16 protein-coding genes are annotated in these 20,054 nt (G+C 34.8%); 4 read left to right on the top strand and 12 right to left on the bottom strand.

Features of this window, described 5'->3' with window-relative positions; translation table 11 throughout:
- Nucleotides 1-107 precede the first annotated feature (107 nt).
- On the bottom strand, nt 108-863 hold the full coding sequence (locus FC72_RS09390) for an IclR family transcriptional regulator (protein ID WP_057767104.1): 756 nt from the start codon (nt 861-863) through the stop codon (nt 108-110).
- A 100-nt stretch (nt 864-963) separates the two neighbouring features.
- Between FC72_RS09390 and FC72_RS09385 the strand changes: the two genes are divergently transcribed.
- The 4 genes from FC72_RS09385 (at nt 964) to FC72_RS09370 (ending at nt 4,487) form a co-directional block, all read left to right on the top strand.
- Nucleotides 964-1,611, top strand: coding sequence for a bifunctional 4-hydroxy-2-oxoglutarate aldolase/2-dehydro-3-deoxy-phosphogluconate aldolase (locus FC72_RS09385; protein WP_057767102.1), 648 nt, complete (start codon nt 964-966; stop codon nt 1,609-1,611).
- Between the two features lie 124 nt (nt 1,612-1,735).
- Entirely contained in the window at nt 1,736-2,329 is a 594-nt protein-coding gene (locus FC72_RS09380) for an ATP-dependent Clp protease proteolytic subunit (protein ID WP_057767100.1), read from the top strand.
- Nucleotides 2,330-2,447: 118 nt separating this feature from the next.
- A complete protein-coding gene (locus FC72_RS09375; protein ID WP_057767098.1) occupies nt 2,448-3,833 on the top strand; it encodes a DHA2 family efflux MFS transporter permease subunit in 1,386 nt (461 codons plus the stop codon).
- 18 nt (nt 3,834-3,851) lie between these two features.
- Nucleotides 3,852-4,487 (top strand): methyltransferase family protein, encoded by a 636-nt coding sequence (locus tag FC72_RS09370; protein WP_057767096.1) that lies wholly within the window; start codon nt 3,852-3,854, stop codon nt 4,485-4,487.
- 231 nt (nt 4,488-4,718) lie between these two features.
- Here the strand turns inward: FC72_RS09370 and FC72_RS09365 are convergent, their stop codons facing one another.
- The 11 genes from FC72_RS09365 to FC72_RS09315 form a co-directional block, all read right to left on the bottom strand.
- On the bottom strand, nt 4,719-4,901 hold the full coding sequence (locus FC72_RS09365; protein ID WP_057767094.1) for a hypothetical protein: 183 nt from the start codon (nt 4,899-4,901) through the stop codon (nt 4,719-4,721).
- Between the two features lie 28 nt (nt 4,902-4,929).
- Complete coding sequence (locus tag FC72_RS09360) at nt 4,930-7,086, bottom strand: hypothetical protein (protein WP_057767092.1); 2,157 nt, start codon at nt 7,084-7,086, stop codon at nt 4,930-4,932.
- 76 nt (nt 7,087-7,162) lie between these two features.
- Entirely contained in the window at nt 7,163-8,254 is a 1,092-nt protein-coding gene (locus FC72_RS09355) for an Ig-like domain-containing protein (RefSeq protein WP_057767090.1), read from the bottom strand.
- Between the two features lie 463 nt (nt 8,255-8,717).
- Nucleotides 8,718-9,317 (bottom strand): TMEM175 family protein, encoded by a 600-nt coding sequence (locus tag FC72_RS09350; RefSeq protein ID WP_057767089.1) that lies wholly within the window; start codon nt 9,315-9,317, stop codon nt 8,718-8,720.
- A gap of 83 nt (nt 9,318-9,400) precedes the next feature.
- Nucleotides 9,401-10,336 carry a DNA-binding protein WhiA gene (whiA, locus tag FC72_RS09345; protein WP_057767087.1) on the bottom strand — a complete coding sequence of 312 codons (936 nt, stop codon included), beginning with the start codon at nt 10,334-10,336 and terminating at the stop codon, nt 9,401-9,403.
- Entirely contained in the window at nt 10,336-11,370 is a 1,035-nt protein-coding gene (locus FC72_RS09340) for a gluconeogenesis factor YvcK family protein (protein WP_057767085.1), read from the bottom strand. Before FC72_RS09340 ends, whiA begins: the two co-directional genes overlap by 1 nt.
- The gene (rapZ, locus tag FC72_RS09335) at nt 11,357-12,271 is read right to left on the bottom strand and encodes an RNase adapter RapZ (RefSeq protein WP_057767083.1); all 915 of its coding nucleotides are present in this window, start codon (nt 12,269-12,271) and stop codon (nt 11,357-11,359) included. Before rapZ ends, FC72_RS09340 begins: the two co-directional genes overlap by 14 nt.
- A 135-nt stretch (nt 12,272-12,406) precedes the next feature.
- Nucleotides 12,407-15,274: an excinuclease ABC subunit UvrA gene (gene uvrA, locus FC72_RS09330; RefSeq protein ID WP_057767081.1), complete on the bottom strand. Its 2,868-nt coding sequence runs from the start codon at nt 15,272-15,274 to the stop codon at nt 12,407-12,409.
- A 2-nt stretch (nt 15,275-15,276) separates the two neighbouring features.
- On the bottom strand, nt 15,277-17,286 hold the full coding sequence (gene uvrB / locus FC72_RS09325) for an excinuclease ABC subunit UvrB (RefSeq protein ID WP_057767080.1): 2,010 nt from the start codon (nt 17,284-17,286) through the stop codon (nt 15,277-15,279).
- Between the two features lie 120 nt (nt 17,287-17,406).
- A complete protein-coding gene (locus FC72_RS09320) occupies nt 17,407-18,651 on the bottom strand; it encodes an MFS transporter (protein ID WP_057767078.1) in 1,245 nt (414 codons plus the stop codon).
- A 9-nt stretch (nt 18,652-18,660) separates the two neighbouring features.
- On the bottom strand, nt 18,661-19,953 hold the full coding sequence (locus FC72_RS09315) for an alkaline phosphatase family protein (RefSeq protein ID WP_157051153.1): 1,293 nt from the start codon (nt 19,951-19,953) through the stop codon (nt 18,661-18,663).
- Nucleotides 19,954-20,054: the final 101 nt, after the last annotated feature.

Genomic DNA, 20,054 nt, shown 5'->3' with positions numbered 1-20,054 from the left:
TTAAGAGGTGCCTCAGGTCCAAAATCATTCATCAATACGATTTGACAAAGAACCGAAATAATTAACAAAAAGACTCACATCTATATAAAAGATGTGGGTCTTTTCAACTATATTGCTTGTTCAATTTTTTCTTTTGTTTCCAAAACTAATTTAATAATCCGCTTCTCACGGTCTTCATCCATTCTATAGTACGGAGTACTTACACTAAACGCACCATAAACTTGGTTATGCTTTTTAAGTACGGTTCCTATACAAAATACTTCAACTTCGTTTTCACGGTCATCTATTGAGTAGCCGTTTTGTCTAACTACATCAATTTGCTTCATTATTGCTTTACGATTGACTAAAGTAAATTTAGTTAGTGGATCTAAAGGATTACTATCAAAATAATTTTCTAGTTCATCCGGCGTTTTCGTAGCTAATATAGCCTTACCCATGGCTGAACAATAAAGATTAAGGCGACCACCGATTTTTGATTTTAAATTAACACTTCTAGGGCTTTCCAACTTTTCCAAAAATTCAACATGATCAGCAATTTCTACACCAAGATGAACTGTTTCTTCAGTTGCATCACGTAATTCTTTTAAATAAGGTAATGCTATTTGATGGATATTAAAATCAGCAAGTGCTTTTTGACCTAATCCGATCAATTCAGCACCTAAATGATACTTCTTATCTTCATCATTTCTCCAAAGCAAATCCAATTCACACATGGTAGTCAAAATCTTCAATGTTGTAGACTTAGACATCTCCATACCTTCGTGAATTTCTTTTAAGGTCAATCCAGAATCGTGATCCATTAAATAATCCAAGATTGCCTTAGCCTTAATTAAAACTGTCCCATAGCTTTTTGATTCTACCAATTGTATGTCCTCCACTTGATACATTTAAGGAAAGCGCTATAATGATTATATAATTTCTAATAGGAAAAGTAAATTTATTATAAGGAAATGGTGAACTTTTATGCAAAAAGTTGATATTTTAAAGAAAATGGAAAAAACTGGTGTGGTCGCAGTTGTTCGTGGAGCTTCTAAAGAAGAAGCATACAAAGCCGCCAAGGCTTGTATAGACGGCGGTGTTAAGGGAATTGAATTAACTTTCACAGCCCCAGAAGCTGATAAGATCATTGCCGACCTTAAAGAAGATTACAAAGATGATCCAGATGCATGTATCGGTGCTGGTACTGTTTTAGACCCTACAACAGCTCGTATTGCTATCATGGCTGGTGCTGAGTTTATTGTTAGTCCTTCATTTAATAAAGAAGTTGCTAAATTATGTAATCTCTACGAAATTCCATATACACCTGGCTGCATGTCAATTACAGAAATTCAAACTGCTATGACATATGGTTCAGACATCGTTAAAGTATTCCCAGGCAGCGTTGTTGGGCAAGGATTTGTTTCAGCTGTTAAAGCTCCATTTCCACAGGTAAGTATTATGCCTACTGGTGGTGTAAGTTTGGATAATATGGAAGAATGGTTCGATAAGGGTGTTACTCTTGTTGGTGCCGGTGGCAACTTAGTTGGACCAGCTGCTAAGGGTGACTTTGAACAAGTTAAGAAAAATGCTCAAGCATATCATGCAAAACTTGAAGAAATCAGAAGTAAATAACATTTAACTCCCTATTATGGGAGTTTTTTTATATTCTCGAGGTTTGTTTGTTGACCCTCTTAGAATAGTATGCTAAATTAGCACTGTACTATTAAGAGTGCTAATTAAAAATAGGAGGCATTTTATGTTAGTTCCTACAGTTATTGAACAAAACTCACGTGGCGAACGTGCCTATGACATTTATTCAAGATTATTAAAAGACAGAATCATCATGTTATCTGGTGAGGTTAACGATCAATTAGCTAATACAGTAATTGCTGAATTACTCTTCCTTGATGCTCAAGACTCTGACAAGGATATTTCTATCTATATTAACTCACCTGGTGGTTCTGTTACCGCCGGATTAGCAATTATGGATACTATGAACTTTGTAAAATCTGATATTCAAACCATTGCAACAGGTTTAGCTGCTTCAATGGCTAGTGTTTTATTATCAGCTGGAACAAAGGGCAAACGTTTTGCACTTCCAAACTCAACTGTTCTTATTCACCAACCATTAGGTGGTGCCCAAGGACAACAAACTGAGATCGAAATTGCTGCTAGAGAAATTGGTAAGACAAGAGAAAGATTAAATCATATCTTGGCTGACAATTCTGGTCAAACATTCGATAAGTTGCAAAAAGATACTGAACGTGATAATTACATGACTGCACAAGAAGCCAAAGACTACGGTTTGATTGATGAAGTTATGACAAATAAAGAAAAAGCTAAGAAGTAATTTAGCTTAATCTCAGCACAGAATAATTGTATTCTGTGCTTTTTTGTTGCCATTAGACAGTTTAAGTTATTTAGGCTATCCTTAATTTATAATTAGGAGAACAAAAGGAGGATTAAATATGGAGACTACTATAAAAGACTCTTTAAGTCGTAAGTTGTTTATTATCACTCTCTTATCTGGAACATTTACTATGTCCATCAGTCAATCATCACTATCAACAGCTTATCCGACACTTATGAGATTCTTTGGCGTCACTGCACCAACAATTCAATGGCTAACAACTGGATTTATGTTGATAATGTGTATCATGATGCCGATCAGTCCTTGGCTATTAAATAATATTTCATTTAAGAAAATTTTCTTAGGTGTTGTCGCAATATTTGCTATAGGAACTTTAATCATCATAACAGCAACTAATTTCCCGATGGCAATGTTAGGACGAGCTTTAGAAGCTATAGGTGTAGGAATACTATTCCCATCGTTTCAGTCGGTACTTTTGGCAATCACACCAGAAGATAATCGTGGTACTACCATGGGATTTGCCGGTTTAGTAATGGGATCAGCTCTTGCTTCTGGACCAATAATTTCAGGAATCGTTTTAAACTTTCTAAAATGGCAAGGGTTGTTTGTAATATTTTTGATTATTATGATCGTCATTTTTATTATCGGAACGATTTATATTAAAGATGTTATGCCACGTCATAAAGTAAAACTTGATGCCCTTTCTATTTTTTATTTATTAGGTTTGATCGGTTTATTGTATGTTGTAAATCAAGCCGGCAGTACACATAGTTTAAGTACGAATTTATTGATACTCTTAGTTGTAAGTATCGTGTTGACAGGATTATTCATACATCGTCAACTAACTCAAAAAGAACCCTTGCTTGATCTAAAGGTAATGTCTAATTTTAATTTTGACTTAGCGGTTTTATTAACAGGATTCTCATATATTTCTTTAATTGTTGTAACAATAATTTATCCATTATATTACCAAAACATTTTACATACTTCAGTTCTAGTATCAGGACTTGCGTTAGTTCCACCAGCAATAATATTAAGTATCTTAAATCCATTAACTGGTAAACTAGCTGACAAAATTGGTTTTAAATCAACTTTGATTACTGGAATGTCGATGATCGTTATCGGCTGGTTTTTACTATTCATCCTTAATCAAAAATTAGGATTGTTACCAATGATTCTGATTGCCATGCTCATTGAAGGTGGAAATGCTTTTGTTATGATGCCAGCAACTACTTTGGGCGGAAATTCTCTATCAGAAGAATTGATCCCTCACGGTACTGCTATCATTACGACTGTCCGTCAATTATTAGGCTCTCTAGGTGTTTGTTTAGCAACATTAATACTTGTTACAGCTAATCAAAATCATGGTCTATCAGCCAATACAGGCTTGATTGGATATCATTACGTCTTTACTTTCTTCTGTATTATGGCCATTTTAGGTTTTATTTTTGCTATTCTTGTTAAAGATAAAAAGAAACTTTAAATATTAGGATTGATAAAAATGTATGGAATACATAAAAAAACTACCTCTGCTAAAATATCTCTACTTGTAATTCAAATTATTTATTTGATAATTGTTTACTGGTTGATTTTAGGACACTTCGATAACTTCATGATCTCAAATATTAACATTATGATTTTAATCGTTTTCTTAAGATTGAATTCGATGATGTTCTTTTGGCTTCCAAGAGGTATCAGTTTTAAAGAGGCAATTGGAAATGGATTAGCATTTGGTTTATATTATCTAGGATTTCCGATCCTTGCAGTTTTTGGAAATATCAATATGCCAATGATCGTCGTAGGATGGATATTATTTATCTTAGGTTCAATAATCAATACTACTTCTGAATTGTTGAGAAAACCTTTTAAAGATGATCCCAATAACAAGGATAAATTGTATACTGGTGGACTTTTTAAATATGCTATTCACATTAATTACTTTGGAGACGTACTTTGGGTAACTGGTTTAGCTTTAGCTACTTGTAATTTATGGAGCCTAATCATTCCTATCTTTTTATTGTTATTGTTTGTGTTTAGTTATATTCCAAATGCGGATAAATATTTAAAACATCATTACGGTCAATCATTTGTTGAGTACCAGAGGAGTACTAAGGAATTGATTCCTTGGGTTTGGTAATGTCGAATATATATGCTACTTAAACGCGCATCAAAACACAACTTTTTTCGTTTAAATCACATGCAACAGTAAATGAAAATTTGAGCGTCCTATATATCTTTCTTAAGTATGCTGCTCAAACGCGCATCAAAACACAACTTTTTCCGCTTAAAATAAAATGGCTCAGCAACCTTCAGGTTGCTGGGCCATTTTACTTTAATGCTCGAAAGCTGAACGTGTTTTGATGCGCTCTTACTCTTTCAGCTCTTCTCTACGTTTCCTGATAATCTCCTCTAATCCATCCAAATCATCCAAGGTTGACTTCTTTCTTATGAAGCTTCTTGCTGAAGATCTCATAGCTATATAATTGGCACGTTCACGATTATTTCTATGCCACTTTTCATTCGCACGTCTCTGTGCATCAGTTAATACCATAAATACTCTCTCCCCGATTTAAAACGTTTTATATTGTGTCACTAACGGTCCAATCCAACGTAGTTGTGTATTTCCCCGATGGAATTGCCGTATTTGAACCATTTACATGTAACAAAAGTCCCTTATTATTTTCCCAAGAAATAGATGGAATCGTTTCATCATTTTTAGAAATATAAATTGGAACTATCTCCCCACTTACAAGAGATTTGAACTCATCATTCGAACCACTTGGATCATAAAATCTCAATTCACCAGGAAATGCTGAACCACCATTAGTTAGTTCTCCTTTTTGCTGAACTGAAACGGTTTGACTATTTTTATTCGCATCACTTCTGTCATCTTGTATCGACAACACAGGTGAACTACTATCATTTACACGATGTTTTAAAAGGTCACTATTAATAATTGAATTAAGAGAACCGAAATCTATATTTACTGGCGTTAATGTCACTCCACCTGAAGGCTTTGTAGGATCAAAATTAATAAGTTGATCTTGCCCATCTGCTTCAACATATAACGGTTTGGTTTGATCATTGTTATCATAACCACCCACACCCTTAAATGAAGGTGTGAAGGCAAAGTCAGATTGATTGTCATCTGTCACTTTACCATCGAATACTAATCTACCGATATCACCTGAAACCTGTGGAGTAATACTCAATCCCTTTACCGTCAAAAGTTGTTTGGAACTGTCATTTGGATCATCCTGTATGCTTACATTGTCAGAATCGACTAGATTGTATTTTGAATTATCCACAGAATTTTGATAATCGTAGAAACTAGTATACTTAATACCATTAGTATCAATATCGACTCCCTTAGGTATCGGTACTGTATAAACACCTTGCCTAATCAAAGCAGGATTACCACCTGAACCACTTGCACTCTCGGCATCAAAATTAGCTCCATATTCAATTTTGTCACCATTCTTAACGTTTCGAATCTCCAATCCCTTTTTATCTCCATCCGTGATATTACTATCCGGATTGGTCAGGTTTTGAATTTGATTGGATATCGATAACTTAGGCAACTCTTCATCTGTTGTAGGAGCCTCATTAAGTGGACTTACTGCAAATATCCCACCAAAATTAACAGATCGAGAACCTTTTCCGGTATCAATCAAACTTGTTTTTTTGTATCTGAACGATCCCGTTAAAGTCGCATGCACAACATTGTAATTCGTATAATTACCATCTTTAAAGAAAACAAAACTATAGTTAAGAATAGATGGATCAAATGAGATTTCATGAGTATTATTGTTAAAGGTAAGATAATATGACTCATAACCTATGCGTGTACCTGCCTTTTCCATCTTTTCACGATTATCAACCACCCACTCAAGCTTTATACTAGTCCATTCAAAATTCTTGTATGAAGTGAGTCCCTTTCTCGAAATAAAATCATCGATAACTCTCGAAAAAATATCATTTTTAATGTGAAAATGCATCAAAGTATCGTCAAATGCGTGGTCGGAGAAATCTTCTGAAGTCATGGCACCACCAGTCGGTATATCTATATATACCGGTGCATCATTTTCTGGATCAGCCTTTACAGAAATGAATCCACCATCGATCATATTAGGGTTACCTGTGTTTATTCCACTTCCACCAACTAATACTGTTTGATCATCCATAATTTGTATTGTATCACCAGCACTAGTCTTATTATTTTTAGTTGACCCATCTACTGTAACATCACCTTTACCTCTTCTATCTGTCAAAGTCCATCGAATAACTTTAGGAACGGTTCCTGATTTATTATACTTTAAGGTGATGGTTCCGGTATTACCGAGACCTGAAGGATTATTATCACTGTTAAAAATATAATTAACATTGGACTCTAAATATAAGCCTGTATTACCGACAGGACCTTCAATAGTAGAGCTATTTATAGTTAACGGTGAAATTAAGTTATTTAATGTCGTTATAGAACTTGTACTATTCACACTGTCCAGTGGTGAAGCAAATTGTGTTACTACATTTGAAATGGAATTTTGATTTGCTTGTTTAGTAGCTGTTAGAGCTTTATTAGCTGCTTCAGTAGTCGAAGATGATGCTTTATCACTAATTGCTGAAGTATTTGTCGTAGCACCTTCTGCAATTGGTGTTGGTAAAGTCCCTATAACTCCAATAATTAGCACTATTACGATAAAGTATCTACTGAAAAACAACTTGTTAGTTTTCATCTTGCTTGCCCCCTCACACTTTAATTAATATAAAAAGAGACTAGTTACACAATAAGCACTGATCTCTTAAAAATAATTAATAACTAGCGTAGAGAGTGGCCCAGTTAGTTTTTATAACAGTACTCTTATAGCCTTCTTTAAGAGTTATCTTTGCTTGATATTGTGTTCCATTATCAGATATCGTCGTATTATACGTTGTATATGAAAAACTATTACTTTTGCCTAAATATTCTGCTTTGGTGATACCAGGTGCTTTCTTATACCATTCAACTTTGGCTCGTCCATTATTGATCAGACCAGTCATACTGTTTGTATCACCACGAAGTGAAAATGTTGCAGATTGTCCTGCAGGAACAGTCTGGTTATCTAGTCCCCCACCTACTTGAACATAAGCAGATCCAACAACAAATGAACTGTCCATGTTGTGGAATATTCCTGTTACTTTAACTACACCGGATAATCCTCTATCGTTAGCGGTCACTTTACCGGTGCTATCAACACTAGCAAGATTGCTATTGTCAACATCCCACGTAACCTTACCGGTCGAACTTATAGGATTAACATTGGCGTGAACATATGTCGTATTAACTTGACCTTCACGATTGTTATAAATGTAATTGCTATCTGAATTAACGTTCATATCAGTGGCGTTAATCGGTGTATTAACTGCATTTACTTCCGCGACCGTTGAATAAATATGGGTTTTAGCAATCCAGCCAGTTAGATAGTTCCAATACTGTGTGTCTAGTTGATACCAAGTTCTTCCTTCTTGGCCAGTTTGAATGGGGAAGTTCTTACGATATCCATTCTGCCATTCAGGAATTTCATTCCAATTGATTCCGTCATCAGACTTGTACCATCTATAATGAGGTGCATCGAAAACTCCACCTAGAACTGTCCACAAAGAACGAGCCGCATCAGTGTGTAAAGTCACAGAGTTACCGACAACGGTATAAGTGACTGCATCAGGTTCCAAGTCATAACCATTAGTATTCCAGATATTCAAAAACTTGTCCGGTGCTGGAGTAGATGTGAATGCATTGTTAGTCAATGGAGTTCCCAATGGTGCGGCTTCAATTTGAGTACTATTTTGAATCATAAATATACCAATTGTTAAAGTTGAAAAAAAAGTAACTAATCCAATTTTAGTTGCTTTTCCCCTTTTCATAAATTAATCCTCCTAATAATACTTTCTTCACAATTAAGTATACAATTTATCGCTTTATTGATTAATTCAGTTATTGTAATAAAAGTTTACAAGATATGAATAAATATATAACATGCTATTTATCAAAAAATAGTGAAAAAAGATAATACATATTTAACATAAAAATGTGAATTATCTTTTTTAAGTTATTATTTGCATACTTTTTGATTTTTTGCGTTCAAAATCAAGAAATAAGATTATTATTTTCTAATATCATTTTATAATAGTAATTTATTAAAATTCAGAGTATATTTATTTAATTTTATACACAAGTTAACGATTTTTCTAAATCATTTATTAGTCTTGTAATAAATCGCCATGACTTAGACACATACTTCACATTGATTTTCCTAAAATTTGGTAAAAAAATAAGCTCCAGAATCTCACAAAGGATTCTAAAGCTTATATATTTACCGTGACTTTTCTAATCAAATAATTTGTCACTATCTTCATTAACGTTTCCACCAACAAATAGTACTTGAAAAGCTATTAATACCATCTGTAGTGCTGGCATGAATATTAAAATCAATATCCAAACAACTATCTCTGCACCAACAAACTTCCAGCTAATTAATGCTTTATATATTTTCATATCACGAATACTTGCTGCTATCTCTTTATGTCCAGCTCTTTCATTGGCCTTAGCAATCTCATAAGTCAGAACTGTATATGCAAATGACCACAAGAAATAAACTATGGCATAGAATATCTCTGGTCCCTGTGCATTCAGATCACGACCGACCCAAGCTGTGGCAACTGGGATAAATGAGGTTGTAAACATCCAAGTGTTATTGATCCAAAATATTTTTCTAGTAACAACTTTGGTTTTAGAAAACATGTAATGATGATTATACCAAGCTATTCCAATAAACAACCAACCAACCGCATACGAGATCATATACGGAACCTGAGGTAAAATTGCTGACAATTTAGCTGATTCAGGTATCTTAAACTCCAAAATCATAATCGTTAAAATAATTGCTATAACAGCGTCTGTAAATGCTTCAACTCTAGATTTATTCAAAAAAATCCCTCCCTGAAAAGTCAACTAATTATAGCAATATAGCTAAAAATAAAAAAGAAACTATTCTAAAACGAATAATTCCTTTATACCTGACTACTTTCAGCAATCTGATTTATTTTTCTTAAACGATGATTAATACCGGATTTAGAAATAGCCCCACTAGGTACCATTTCCCCCAATTCTTTCAAAGATACTTCAGGATTATCCAATCTTAATACAGCGATTTCTTGAAGTTTTTGAGGAAGTGAGTCTAATCCTACAGTCGTTTGAAGATGTTTTATGTTGTTGATCTGTCTTTCTGCAGCTTCAACTGTCTTATTGATATTAGCATTCTCGCAATTTACCAATCGATTTACTGAATTACGCATATCACGAACAATTCTTATATCTTCAAATTTAAGCATCGCATTTGTAGCGCCGATAACTTGTAAGAAGTCAGCAATTTTTTCAGCTTCTTTTAAATAAACAATATAACCATTACGACGTTTAGTTATTCTGGCATTTAAGCCAAAATGATTCATCATCTTAGCAATACTTTCATTGTGTGATTCATATAATGAATATATTTCCAAATGATAACGAGATGTTTCAGGATTATTCACACTACCTGTTGCCAAAAAGGCTCCTCTTAAATAAGATCTCATACGCTGATCTTCATTTAAGATGTCTTTAGGCACATCTGTATTGATGGATAATCCCGACTCATCCAAAATTCCTAAGTCAGTCAATACTTTATTCGTGTCATACTTCAAACGAACTAAGTATTGATTGTTCTTTTTTAACTTCATTTTCTTACGAACCAAAAGTTCCGATTCCATCCCATATTTTTGCTTGATCAAAGAAAAGATTCTTCTGGCAATGGCCGGATTTTCCGTCTGTGCGGTCAAAACAAAATGATGATTCTGTAAACTAAGTGAACCATTCATTCTCAAAAGTGCTGATAATTCAACACGGGCATGTTCGGGATGAACTTCCAAACTAGTGAGTTCCTTCTTTACTTCACTTGCGTAAGAAGCCACTAGTGTCTCACCTCATTTTTTCTATTCCCTGATTGAAAGGCTAAGTTTAATATTTCTCGAGCAATCTTTGCTCCATCGTGAAAGGCACCCTTATCATGTAACGATAAGAAATCATCTTGAATAACACGGCATCCCATATCACGTAAACCTTTAAAATCAGGTGTTACTTGTTTTACGTACTCGTCATACTTCTTATGATCCATATAATTATCTGGAATTTCACGAGTATTGACTAATACGGTATCAATATAATTTCCACCTAAATGCTCATTCAAAACATTTACATGGTCAGCATCAGTAAAACCTTCTGTTTCACCAATTTGAGTCATAATATTACAAATATATACGACTTCAGCAGGTGTCTGTCTCACAGCTTCGCCTAAATCACTGATCATTAAGTTAGGCAAAATACTAGTAAACAAACTTCCTGGTCCTAAAACTACTACATCCGCTTGCATAATTGACGCTACAACCGGCAATAACGATTTAGGTACTTCTTTAGGATCATCTGAGTCAGTTACCCAGACACGTTTTACATGTTTTCCTGAATGAGTTATCTCATGCTCCCCAGCAAGAGTCGTCCCATCAGTAAATTCGGCATTCAATGTCAATTTTGTATTGCTGGCCGGATATACATGACCATCAATTTTCATCATCTTGGATAGTTCTTGAACGGCATCAAAGATGTTAGGTGACATTTCAGAAAGTGCAGCAATAATTAAATTACCGATAGCATGTCCCGAGAAGAAATCATCGTTTGTATTAAAACGATATTGGAAAACGTCCAAGTCTACTTTTGGTAAATCTGATAAAGCAGCTAAAACGTTTCTGATGTCCCCAGGTGGAACCACGTTAATGTAGTTTCTGATAATACCAGAAGATCCCCCATCATCTGCTACAGTAACGATTGCGGTAATATCCGCATCTTTATTTCTTAAACTATTTAATACAACTGGTAAACCAGTTCCCCCACCTATAACAACCACTTTTGGACGACGTCCTTTAACAACACGAACTATCCTATTTGTTGGCATCTTCAATTACCTTCTTTTGAGATTTGTCCATATCACGGTGTGTAATATCAACATAGTATTTTTCTTTCAGGTCGGTTCCTAAACGTTGAGCAATGGCAACTGATCGATGTTGTCCACCAGTACAACCTATCGCTATCGTTAAACTAGTTTTGCCTTCTTTTTCATAACCAGGCACAATATATTCAAATAAGTCATACAATTTTTTATAAAATGTTTCTGTCTGATCATCATTCATAACATAGTCATATACCGGCTTATCTAAACCGGTCTTTGCCTTTAATTCATCGACATAGTAAGGATTTTTCAAAAACCTAACATCCATAACGATATCTGCATCGATCGGCAAGCCATATTTGAATCCAAATGACATTACTTCAATATGGAATGTTGGGACACTTGTACTTTCTTGAAAGTTAGAGAATATTTCTTCACGCAATTGGCGTGGTGTTAAATCTGTCGTATCAATTTCAACTTGAGCTCTACTTTTAATTTCTGATAAAAGCTCACGTTCTTTTTGAATACCATCTAGTAAACGTCCTTCCATGGCTAAAGGATGACTACGACGAGTTTCTTTGTATCTTGAAACCAGTTCCTCATCAGAAGCATTTAAGAACAAAATTTTCATGTTAACTTTTTGATGTTTCTCTTGTTCATCTTCATCCATTTGTGAAACCATAGAAAATATTTCATCATAAAATGCACGAGAACGAATATCAACAACTAAAGCAACTTTATTGATGGTTCCAGATTCATGAACCAATTCCCAAAATTTTGGCAAAAGATTTGGTGGCATATTATCGATACAAAAATACCCCAGATCTTCAAAAGACTGCATGGCAACAGTTTTCCCTGCGCCACTCATACCAGTCACAATAACTAAATTAAGCACGTCTTTTGACATAAGTGCACCTCACATTCAGATATTAGCATACCACAACATCCCTGGTGTGTCATTTTTAAGATAATACTAAGTATTTTTTATGTATTGATAAAAAAATACACCAACGAAGAGATTATCTCCGTTAGTGTATTAACTTTATTCTGATTTACCAGGTTTTTCTGCATCGATCGTACGTTTTGTATCACGTTCCAAAATAGGTTTTAGATACTGACCAGTATAACTTTCTTTAACTTTACAAATATCTTCAGGTGTACCTGTGGCAACTACTTGTCCACCACCCTCTCCACCTTCTGGTCCAAGGTCGATCACCCAATCTGATGATTTGATGACATCTAAATTATGCTCGATGACCAGTACAGTGTTACCTTCGTCTACTAATCGCTGTAAAACAGACAACAAACGCTTGATATCATCTGTATGTAAACCTGTTGTAGGTTCATCAAGAATATAGAAGTTACTTCCACTAGATTTCTTGTATAATTCAGAAGCTAGCTTCATACGTTGAGCTTCACCACCAGATAACTGTGTGGCTGACTGACCCATAGATACATATCCTAAACCAACATCAACGATAGTTTGAAGTTTTCTTTTGATCTTTGGAATATTGCTAAAGAATTCTAATGCATCTTCAACTTTCATATCCAATACTTCGGCAATATTTTTGCCCTTATACGTAACTTCAAGTGTTTCTGAATTATAACGTGTACCATGACAAACTTCACATGGCACGTAGACATCAGGCAAGAAGTTCATTTCGATTTTGATGATTCCATCACCATGGCAGTTCTCGCAACGTCCACCTTTGACGTTAAATGAGAATCTGCCCTTTTTGTATCCACGAAGTTTAGCTTCATTAGTTTGAGCAAATAAATCACGAATATCATCGAATACACCAGTATAAGTGGCTGGATTACTTCTTGGAGTACGTCCAATAGGACTTTGATCAATAGCAATCATCTTTTCCAATTTGTCATATCCAGTTATTTTCTTATATTTACCAGGTTTATTAGAATTACGATTCATTTTTTGTGCCAATGCACGTTTCAAAATCGTATTAACTAATGTAGATTTCCCAGAACCTGAAACACCCGTAACTGAAATAAATTTACCCAATGGGAATTTAACATCAATTTTCTTTAAGTTATTCTCTTGTGCGCCATATACTTCAACGTAATCACCATTACCAGATTTTCTCTCAAGTGGTACAGGAATAAATTTCTTACCAGATAGATACTTACCTGTTAAAGACTTAGCACTACGCATAACTTGCTTAGGAGTACCAGCAGCTACTATTTGACCACCCTTTTCACCAGCACCAGGGCCAACATCAATAAGGTAATCCGCAGCTAACATCGTATCCTCATCATGTTCAACAACAATCAAGGTATTACCAAGATCTCTCATTTTCTTCAGTGAATTTATCAAACGATTATTATCACGTTGATGCAATCCAATTGACGGTTCGTCCAAAATATACATAACACCTGATAAGTTGGAACCGATTTGTGTTGCTAGACGAATACGTTGTGCTTCACCACCGGATAAAGTTCCAGCTGAACGAGACAATGTTAAATAATCCAAACCGACATTTATTAAGAAGGTTAAACGATCTTTTACTTCTTTTAGAATTGGCTTAGCAATAACTGTCTTTTGTTCACCTAAAGTAATTTTCTTAAAGAATGGTAATTCATCTTTTATTGACATATTTGAAACTTCAGCAATATCTTGACCTTCAACTTTGACAGCTAAAGCCTTTTCATTCAATCTCTTACCATGACAAACTGGACAAGTAAGTTCAGTCATATACTTTCTCATAACTTCACGAGTGAAGTCACTGTTTGTTTCATGATAACGACGATTGATATTTGGAATGACACCTTCAAACGGAACATCAACATCTCGAACATTTCCAAAATCATTCTCATAGTGAAAGTGGAATGTTTTTCCATCTGAACCATTTAAAACAATATTCTTATCATGATCAGATAATTTTTCAAAAGGAACATCCATATCAATATTGAATTCTTTACATGCTTGAGCCAACATTTGTGGATAATATTGTGAACTGATTGGATTCCAAGGAATGATTGCTCCCTGTGCTAAGGTTACACTTTGATCAGGGACAACAAGGTCAATATCGACTTCAAGTTTGATTCCTAAACCATCACAATTCTCACAAGCTCCAAATGGTGCATTAAACGAAAATAGTCTTGGTTCTAACTCACCCACAGTAAATCCACAAATAGGACATGCATTTTTTTCTGAGAAGACCATCATATCTTGACCAATGACGTCCACATTCATATATCCATCTGACAAACGCAAAGCTGCTTCAACGGAATCAAATAAACGAGACTTAATATGATCATTAATAACAATTCTATCAACGACAACGTCAATATCATGTTTCTTATTTTTATCGAGTTCTAATTCTTCACCAACATCATGTGTCTCGCCGTCTACTCGAATTCTCACATAACCTTGTTTTTGAATTTGGGCTAAGGCTTTTTTGTGTTGTCCACGTTTTGCTCTAATAACTGGTGATAGGATTTGTAATTTAGTTCCATCATCTAATTTTAAAATTGCGTCAACCATTTGTTGAGCTGATTGACTAGTAATAACAGTTCCATCATTTGGACAAATTGGTGTCCCAACACGGGCCCACAATAGACGCAAATAGTCATTGATTTCAGTAACTGTTCCTACAGTTGAACGAGGATTCTTAGAAGTAGTTTTTTGGTCGATCGAAATAGCAGGACTTAATCCATCGATTGAATCAACATCCGGCTTATCCATCTGACCTAAGAATTGTCTAGCATATGACGATAAACTTTCAACATAGCGTCTTTGACCTTCTGCATATAAAGTATCAAACGCTAAAGAACTTTTCCCTGAACCTGATAAACCGGTCATTACAACTAGCTTATCTCTTGGAATAGTGACATCAACATTTTTTAAATTATGAGCTCTTGCTCCATGGATCACAATTTTATCATTTAACATATTTACTTCATTTCCGCCTTCAACTCTAGAATCGTATCACGTAAATTAGCTGCGGCCTCAAAGTCAAGTTTCTTAGCTGCGGCTTCCATTTGTTCTTGCAAATTAGATAATAACTCTTTTTGTTCCTTTTTGGACATATCTGTAAAGTCTAAATCGTCATCAATTTTTTCTGTTTCTGACGCTTCATTATCGACTTTTTGGAACATAGAGATAGCATCTCTAATTGGTTTAACAATTGTCGTTGGTGTAATACCATGCTTTTCATTGAAAGCCATCTGTAACTTACGACGACGTGCTGTTTTACTAATAGCTGCTTTCATAGAATCAGTCTCTGAATCAGCATACATGATAACTTTACCGTGTTCATTACGAGAAGCACGTCCAATGATCTGAACTAATGATCTTTCAGCACGTAAGAATCCTTCTTTATCTGCATCAAGGATAGCAATCAATGATACTTCAGGAACATCAATTCCCTCACGTAAAAGATTGATACCTATCAAGACATCGAATTTACCTAATCTTAAATCACGAATAATCTTTGTACGTTCAAGCGTCTTAATATCACTGTGCAGATATTTAACTTTGATACCTAAATCTTTAAAGTAATCCGTTAAATCTTCAGCCATTTTCTTAGTTAATGTCGTGACAAATACACGCTCATGTTTAGCAACACGATCGTTGATTTCACCAACTAAATCATCAATTTGACCCATGATTGGACGAACTTCAATAACTGGATCAAGTAATCCAGTTGGACGGATAATTTGTTCTGCCACATGATCAGTACGATCTAATTCATATGGACCGGGAGTTGCAGAAACATAAAGAATTCGATTAACATGTTTTTCAAACTCCTCAAGTTTAAGTGGACGGTTATCTAAGGCACTTGGCAAACGGAATCCATAATTTACCAGCATTTGCTTTCTAGCACGGTCTCCGTTATACATACCACGAATTTGCGGCATAGTAACGTGGGACTCATCGATCATAATGTTGAAATCTTTCGGGAAGAAATCTAGCAGTGTAAATGGAGGTTCACCTTCTGCACGACCTTCCATATGTCTAGAATAATTTTCGATACCCGATGTGTAACCCATTTCACGCATCATTTCGATATCATATTCAGTACGTTGCTTAATACGTTGGGCCTCAAGTAGCTTACCTTCTTTAGTAAACTTAGCAACTTGTTCATCCATTTCCTTTTGAATTCTATCCAAAGCATCTTCCATCTTTGAATCAGAAATCATAAAGTGAGTTGCTGGGAAAATTCCAATATGATCCATTTGACCTTTAATTTCACCAGTCAATGCATCCATTTCAATAATACGATCGATCTCATCACCAAAAAATTCAACACGAATGGCATTATCATCTCGAGATGCTGGGAAAATATCAACAACATCCCCACGAACACGAAAACGTCCACGTTGAAAATCAATATCATTACGTTCAAATTGATTATCAACTAATTCCTCTAAAAGTTTATCACGTGATAATTCTTGTCCAACTCGCAATGAAATAATACTATCAGCATATTCTCTAGGATCACCTAACCCAAAGATACAAGAAACAGAAGCCACAACAATAACATCATTTCGTTCAAGAAGTGAGCTAGTTGCAGAGTGTCGTAACTTATCGATCTCATCATTAATGCTGGAATCTTTTTCAATGTATGTATCACTAGATGGAACATATGCTTCAGGTTGATAATAATCATAGTAACTAACAAAATACTCTACGGCGTTATTAGGAAAGAACTCCTTAAATTCACCATAAAGTTGACCAGCTAAAGTTTTGTTATGTGAAATTATCAATGTCGGTTTATTTAGATTTTTAATTACGTTGGCCATGGTAAATGTCTTCCCTGTACCAGTAGCACCTTCAAGGATGACTTCTTTATCGCCATCTTTAAAATCTTGTGTAATTTTTTCGATTGCTTGAGCTTGATCTCCAGCAGGTGAATACTTAGAAACCAAATCAAATTTATTGTCGTCTACTCGATCTATCACGAATTTACCCCTCCAAAGCTAAAAAAGACACCTAACTCAAATATGAATTAGATGTCATTTGCGTTAGGCACAATTATATTGGTTCTATATTACCATAGCGAACATATTTTCGCCACCATCTTACTCATGGGCAGTAATCCTTGGCAGATAGGCAAAAATAATCAATCCAATTAAGAATAGGATGCTTAAAGAAGCAGCCCCGATTGTTGATTTACCAGTCATTTGCGTAACAATTCCTACTAAGATAGGACCCATAACTGCAGAGAATTTTCCTAAAATATTATAAAATCCAAAAAATTCACTACCTGATTCTTCAGGAATCAAACGACCAAAATATGAACGACTAAGCGCTTGAATTCCACCTTGACTAGTTCCAACTAAAATAGCCAAAATCCAAAAGTCTGTAGCGGACTTCAATTTTAAAGCATATAGACATATACCAAAATACAAAATAATACCAATAAAAATTCCTGTTCTGGTTGATGTTTTATTAGCTAACCAACCATAAAGAATTGAGAATGGAAAAGCTACCAATTGCACTACCAATAAAACTAACATCAATGTAGTGGTAGTGATCCCCATATCCATACCAATTGAAGTAGCCATTGTAAAAATAGTATCGACTCCATCAATATAGAAGAAATAAGCTACTAAAAACCAAGCCGCAGCTTTATATTTTTTTATATGTTTTAACGTTTCAAAGACTCTCTTAAAACTAGATAAAATTGGTTTAGAACTAGCTTTTAGTGAGTAAACTTGATGCACATTTTTAATCAAAGGAATATAAAATATTATCCACCAAGCTGCCGCCAAGATAAAACTAAAACGTGCAACACCATAGCTACTTAACATTCCAAAACCACTTGTTAACTGTAATACTAAGAAAAGTAAAAATGCTAAGACTCCTCCAAGATAACCAAACCCATATCCATACGAAGAAAGAATATCCATATTATTATCATCTGACACATCTGTTAGAAAACTGTCATAAAATAAATTACCACCTGAATAACCAATGATCGACAATATATAGATACCTAATAACCAAGACCATTGAGTTACTGGAACAACACTTAACCCAAAAGTCATAATAACTCCTAGAATGGCAAAAATATTTAACATTTTTTTCTTAGCTTTAGGATAATCGGCCAATGCCCCCAAAACAGGAGCTAGAATTGAGACTAACAATGTTCCAAAACTGTTTGCATAGCCCCAGTAGGCTGTAGCATTCGCTGGTGTAACGCCACCATTTTGTGCAACGGACTTAAAATAAACTGGCAAAACCGCTGTTGTTACGATTATTCCATAACCTGAATTGGCCCAGTCATAAAAAATCCAACTCCATTGTTGTTTGTTAAAATGCATAAAATCCCCCTACTCTTTTAAAACACCCTCGATTGAATGTCCGGCAAGAGTTTCTTTAAACTCTAATCCTAATAGTTTCGCAAATGTTGGTGCTTCATCTACCAAGTTAGCCTTTTCAATCGTCTTTCCTTCATTTATAGATGGACCATTGAAGAGAATCGTTGTTTGATATCCATCTTTGTTAGGATCATATCCATGAACACCATGATAACGATCAGGTTGACCTAAACTATCGGGATCAACTTCTTCAACAATTGTGGGACGATCACTTTCATCCGTGAAATAATATCCTGGTTTAGCTTCTACCATAAAGGTACATTCAGGATCGGCACCTCTTTTAGCAGCTTCTTCTTTAGAATAGATATGCTCAATACCTTCAATTCTTGCAATACGCTCTTTTAATTCATCTAAGTGCTTAAAATTACGAGTATAAATATAAGTTGCACCATCACAGCTTTTTGCCAAAACCGACCAATTATACTCGATAGTTTGATTGCCTTTAGCTGATGACCAGCCTTTTCTAGCAAATAAAGTATTGAGATGAATCATCTTATTAACATTTATTTGATAATGGTCACCTAAAACAACAAAATTAGTATCATCAAATGTACCAGCTTTTTTAGTTGCCTCTATTAATTGAGCAACGTGCTTATCAAGACGATGTAAAGCTTCCATAGCTTCTTTTGAACGAACGCCATAACGATGACGCATACTATCCATATCGACCAAATGGATCATAGTTAAATTAGGCTTTTTATTTTCGATGGTATCTACTGCACAAGCAGTAATAAATTCGTCCAATTGAGGTTGCTTTATACCATTACGTAAATGACCATATTTATGATTCATTTTTAATAAAAATAGTGGTGAACTAGCTTTTAATGAGACTAATACTTGATTTGTCCATATACGGTTAGGAAAAATTTCAGCTAAATTATAATTTATTTTACTTCCGGCAGTAACGGGCCAAAGAAACGATGCTGTAGTAAGACCCTTTTGACGAGCCAAATCATATAGTGTTGTACTTCTAACATCACTTTGATACCAATACCAATCCGGAGAACGGCGTTCTGGTTGAATCCTTGTATTATTCACTATTCCATGAACATTAGGATATTGCCCTGTAATGATCGTAGTGTGAGAGGGATAAGTTAAAGTTGGGTAAATCCCTGTAACTGATTTGACCCAAGTACCTCCATTAATCAATTTATTTAAAGTTGGTAATTCCGCTTGATGTTCATTAAGATCCCTAAACCCCATTGAATCTAAAGAAATTATCACCATATGTTGATTTGTCGACAAAATAAAACCCCCAAATTAATATATAGAATATTGTAACTCAAGTAAGTAGCTACTCACTATAAAAAATAAACCGCCTGATGAATTATTTTTCATCAGGCAGT

The organism is Companilactobacillus tucceti DSM 20183 (assembly GCF_001434665.1).
GTDB lineage: Bacteria > Bacillota > Bacilli > Lactobacillales > Lactobacillaceae > Companilactobacillus > Companilactobacillus tucceti.
This window is presented reverse-complemented; position numbering and strand designations above follow the sequence as displayed.

What these genes read in the sequence shown, in the direction of transcription:
- FC72_RS09385 (WP_057767102.1), top strand. Translation starts at nt 964, where the DNA reads ATGCAAAAAGTTGATATTTTAAAGAAAATGGAAAAAACTGGTGTGGTC.
- FC72_RS09380 (WP_057767100.1), top strand. Translation starts at nt 1,736, where the DNA reads ATGTTAGTTCCTACAGTTATTGAACAAAACTCACGTGGCGAACGTGCC.
- FC72_RS09375 (WP_057767098.1), top strand. Translation starts at nt 2,448, where the DNA reads ATGGAGACTACTATAAAAGACTCTTTAAGTCGTAAGTTGTTTATTATC.
- FC72_RS09370 (WP_057767096.1), top strand. Translation starts at nt 3,852, where the DNA reads ATGTATGGAATACATAAAAAAACTACCTCTGCTAAAATATCTCTACTT.
- FC72_RS09365 (WP_057767094.1), bottom strand. Translation starts at nt 4,901, where the DNA reads ATGGTATTAACTGATGCACAGAGACGTGCGAATGAAAAGTGGCATAGA.
- FC72_RS09360 (WP_057767092.1), bottom strand. Translation starts at nt 7,086, where the DNA reads ATGAAAACTAACAAGTTGTTTTTCAGTAGATACTTTATCGTAATAGTG.
- FC72_RS09355 (WP_057767090.1), bottom strand. Translation starts at nt 8,254, where the DNA reads ATGAAAAGGGGAAAAGCAACTAAAATTGGATTAGTTACTTTTTTTTCA.
- FC72_RS09340 (WP_057767085.1), bottom strand. Translation starts at nt 11,370, where the DNA reads ATGCCAACAAATAGGATAGTTCGTGTTGTTAAAGGACGTCGTCCAAAA.
- rapZ (WP_057767083.1), bottom strand. Translation starts at nt 12,271, where the DNA reads ATGTCAAAAGACGTGCTTAATTTAGTTATTGTGACTGGTATGAGTGGC.
- uvrA (WP_057767081.1), bottom strand. Translation starts at nt 15,274, where the DNA reads ATGTTAAATGATAAAATTGTGATCCATGGAGCAAGAGCTCATAATTTA.
- FC72_RS09320 (WP_057767078.1), bottom strand. Translation starts at nt 18,651, where the DNA reads ATGCATTTTAACAAACAACAATGGAGTTGGATTTTTTATGACTGGGCC.